Raw genomic sequence first — 3277 nt, forward strand, 5'->3', positions numbered from 1 at the left:
TTCATGGTGTCTACCAGCTGCCATGCACGGCGGTAACTCATATTCATAGATTTTGCAGCTTGTGAGATCGAACCAGTTTTCTCAATTGCTTCAAGTAAGTCTGCCTTACCTGGTCCAAATGCAATGTTCTGCTCTAAAAGAATTCTAATCTGTAATTTTAAATCTTGTTCTTTCATATACTTAGTTCACAAAAGTTTATTTTATGCTCACTAACATTATAGGGAAGTTTAACAAGCTAAGACATATACAAATTTAAATCTCTACTCTTTCCTAAAAAGAGTTCAATTAAAAAATCAAAACTGCACAAAGTGGATAAAGATCTGGAAAAAACGGATAGAGGCCAAAGCCTAATCGCGGTTCAATCAGTTAAAAGCTGAATGAATAGGATTGAGCAAATGACCTCATCTAATTTAAAACAATGGAATGATTTTGTAGATGGATGTATCGACTTCCGTCCTAACGATGGCGTGTTTCGTATTGCACGTAATATGTTTACTGAGCCTGAACTATTTGACTTGGAAATGGAACTAATTTTTGAAAAGGTTTGGATTTATGCATGTCACGAAAGTGAGATTCCAAACAATCATGATTTCCTAACAGTTCAAATTGGTCGTCAACCGATTATTGTGAGCCGTGATGGTAAAGGCGAACTACACGCCATGGTCAATGCCTGTGAGCATCGCGGAGCGACCTTAACACGCGTTGCTAAAGGCAACCAATCTACATTTACTTGTCCATTCCACGCATGGTGCTATAAGTCAGATGGCCGCTTGGTGAAAGTCAAAGCACCTGGTGAATATTGTGAAGATTTTGATAAATCAAGCCGAGGCTTAAAACAAGGCCGTATTGCCAGCTACCGTGGATTTGTATTTGTAAGCCTCGATACTCAAGCAACAGATTCTCTAGAAGACTTTTTGGGCGATGCAAAACTGTTCCTTGATTTAATGGTTAATCAGTCGCCAACAGGTGAACTCGAAGTACTTCAAGGCAAGTCATCTTATACATTTGCAGGTAACTGGAAGCTACAAAATGAAAATGGCTTAGATGGTTACCATGTCAGTACCGTTCACTATAACTATGTCTCTACAGTCCAACACCGTCAGCAAGTCAATGCATCAAAAGGTGAAGAACTCGATACGCTTGACTATAGCAAGTTAGGTGCCGGTGACTCAGAAACTGACGATGGCTGGTTCAGCTTCAAAAATGGTCATAGCGTATTGTTTAGTGACATGCCGAACCCAACTGTTCGTCCGGGTTACAGTACAGTTATGCCATATATGGTCGAAAAATATGGCGACAAATATGCTGAGTGGGCAATGCACCGTTTAAGAAACTTGAACTTGTACCCTAGTCTATTCTTTATGGACCAAATTAGCTCTCAGCTTCGTATTGTTCGTCCAGTGGCATGGAATAAAACCGAAGTCATCAGTCAGTGTATTGGCGTTAAAGGTGAATCTGCTGAACCACGCCGTAACCGTATTCGCCAGTTTGAAGATTTCTTTAACGTATCGGGCCTTGGTACACCAGACGATTTAGTTGAATTCCGTGAGCAACAAAAAGGTTTCCAAGCACGACTTGAACGTTGGAGCGATATTTCTCGCGGTTGTCAGTCTTGGGAATATGGCACGACCAAAAACTCACAAGATTTAGGTATTCAACCCGTCATTACTGGTCGTGAGTTTACCCATGAAGGACTCTATGTAAACCAGCATGGACATTGGCAACGTCTAATGCTCGAGGGCTTAAACAAGAAAGCCTTGAAAATGCAGGATATTACTTTTGAAAACAATGCCGTAATGGATGAGGTGTAACCATGTCACAAGAACTAAATTTTGCTGTATCTCAGTTTTTGTACAAAAAAGCAGAACTTTGTGACGCTTATGACTGGGATGCCTATCTAGAGCTTTACGATGAAGATAGTGAATATCATATTCCACAGTGGATTGATGACCATAACTATGTTCAAGATCCAAATCAGGGTTTGTCTTATATTTATTATGCAGACCGTACTGGACTCGAAGACCGTGTATTCCGTATTCGTACCGGAAAAGCAGCATCTGCAACTCCGTTACCACGTACGTTACACAGCATAAACAATATTCGAGTTAAAACATTGGATGATGGATTAATTGAAGCAAAAGTTGCATGGCAAACGCTTTATAACCGTCAAGGTTTAGAAGGCTGTTTTTACGGACACGCTACTTATCTTTTACGCCAAACAGCAGATGGTTTCCGCATTCGTCGTCAGCACAGCATTTTGCTTAATGACAAAATTGATTCCGTTTTAGACTTCTATCACGTTTAAGGGGAATGAAAATGGGACATTCAGTTGCACTTAACTTTGCCGATGGCAAAACCTTTTTCATTTCGGTAAATAACGACGAATTGTTGCTTGATGCAGCAGTTCGCCAAGGAATTAACCTACCGCTAGACTGCCGTGAAGGTGTTTGTGGAACCTGTCAGGGGCAGTGTGAAACTGGTATTTATGAACAAGAATATGTTGATGAAGATGCATTAAGTGAGCGTGATTTGGCTGAGCGTAAAATGTTAGCTTGCCAGACGCGTGTGAAATCCGATGCAGCTTTTTATTTCGATCATGATTCTGCGATCTGTAACGCTGGTGATACCTTAAAAATTGAAACCAAAGTGACTGCGGTTGAGCTGGTTTCTGAAACGACAGCAATTTTACATCTTGATGCGAGCAGTCATACCGCACAACTTCAGTTTTTGCCGGGTCAATATGCTCGTTTGCAAATTCCAGATACTGAAGATTGGCGCTCATATTCATTTGCAAACAGACCAAACGCAACCAATCAATTACAGTTTTTAATTCGTCTCTTGCCAGACGGTGTGATGAGTAATTATTTGCGTGATCGTTGTCAGGTTGGACAAACCCTACTCATTGAAGCACCGCTTGGTAGTTTCTATTTACGTGAAGTACAGCGACCACTGGTTTTTGTAGCTGGTGGAACAGGATTATCAGCTTTCTTGGGAATGCTTGATAACTTGGTTGAGCAGCCTAACTCACCTGCTGTTCAATTGTACTATGGCGTAAATAATGAAACCGATTTATGCGAACAACAGCGTTTACATGACTACGCGGAGCAGCTACCAAACTTTAGTTATCACCCGATTGTGACTAAAGCAACCGAAGCTTGGCAAGGCAAAGCGGGCTATATTCATGAGCACTTGAATAAAGATCAACTGGCCGAGCAGGCTTTTGATATGTATTTATGTGGCCCACCACCGATGATTGAAGCCGTGAAAAATTGGTTAG

The 3277-nt window shown here is 41.1% G+C and carries 4 protein-coding genes; 3 read left to right on the forward strand and 1 reads right to left on the reverse strand.

Annotated elements, in window-relative coordinates; all coding sequences use genetic code 11:
• Positions 1-176, reverse strand: a 176-nt coding sequence (locus tag NL42_RS18485) for a winged helix-turn-helix domain-containing protein (RefSeq protein WP_461313864.1), incomplete at its 3' end; no start/stop codon positions are given.
• A 219-nt stretch (positions 177-395) separates the two neighbouring features.
• Between NL42_RS18485 and antA the strand changes: the two genes are divergently transcribed.
• The 3 genes from antA to antC all read left to right on the forward strand — a co-directional run.
• The gene (gene antA / locus NL42_RS18490) at positions 396-1811 is read left to right on the forward strand and encodes an anthranilate 1,2-dioxygenase large subunit (RefSeq protein WP_461313862.1); all 1416 of its coding nucleotides are present in this window, start codon (positions 396-398) and stop codon (positions 1809-1811) included.
• A 2-nt stretch (positions 1812-1813) separates the two neighbouring features.
• Positions 1814-2305: an anthranilate 1,2-dioxygenase small subunit gene (gene antB / locus NL42_RS18495; RefSeq protein ID WP_078220806.1), complete on the forward strand. Its 492-nt coding sequence runs from the start codon at positions 1814-1816 to the stop codon at positions 2303-2305.
• 5 nt (positions 2306-2310) lie between these two features.
• A partial coding sequence (antC, locus tag NL42_RS18500) for an anthranilate 1,2-dioxygenase electron transfer component AntC (RefSeq protein ID WP_461313863.1) occupies positions 2311-3277 on the forward strand: 967 nt, incomplete at its 3' end.

The sequence above is a fragment of the Acinetobacter sp. GN11 genome, assembly GCF_054823985.1.

What these genes read in the sequence shown, in the direction of transcription:
- antB (WP_078220806.1), top strand. Translation starts at nt 1,814, where the DNA reads ATGTCACAAGAACTAAATTTTGCTGTATCTCAGTTTTTGTACAAAAAA.
- antA (WP_461313862.1), top strand. Translation starts at nt 396, where the DNA reads ATGACCTCATCTAATTTAAAACAATGGAATGATTTTGTAGATGGATGT.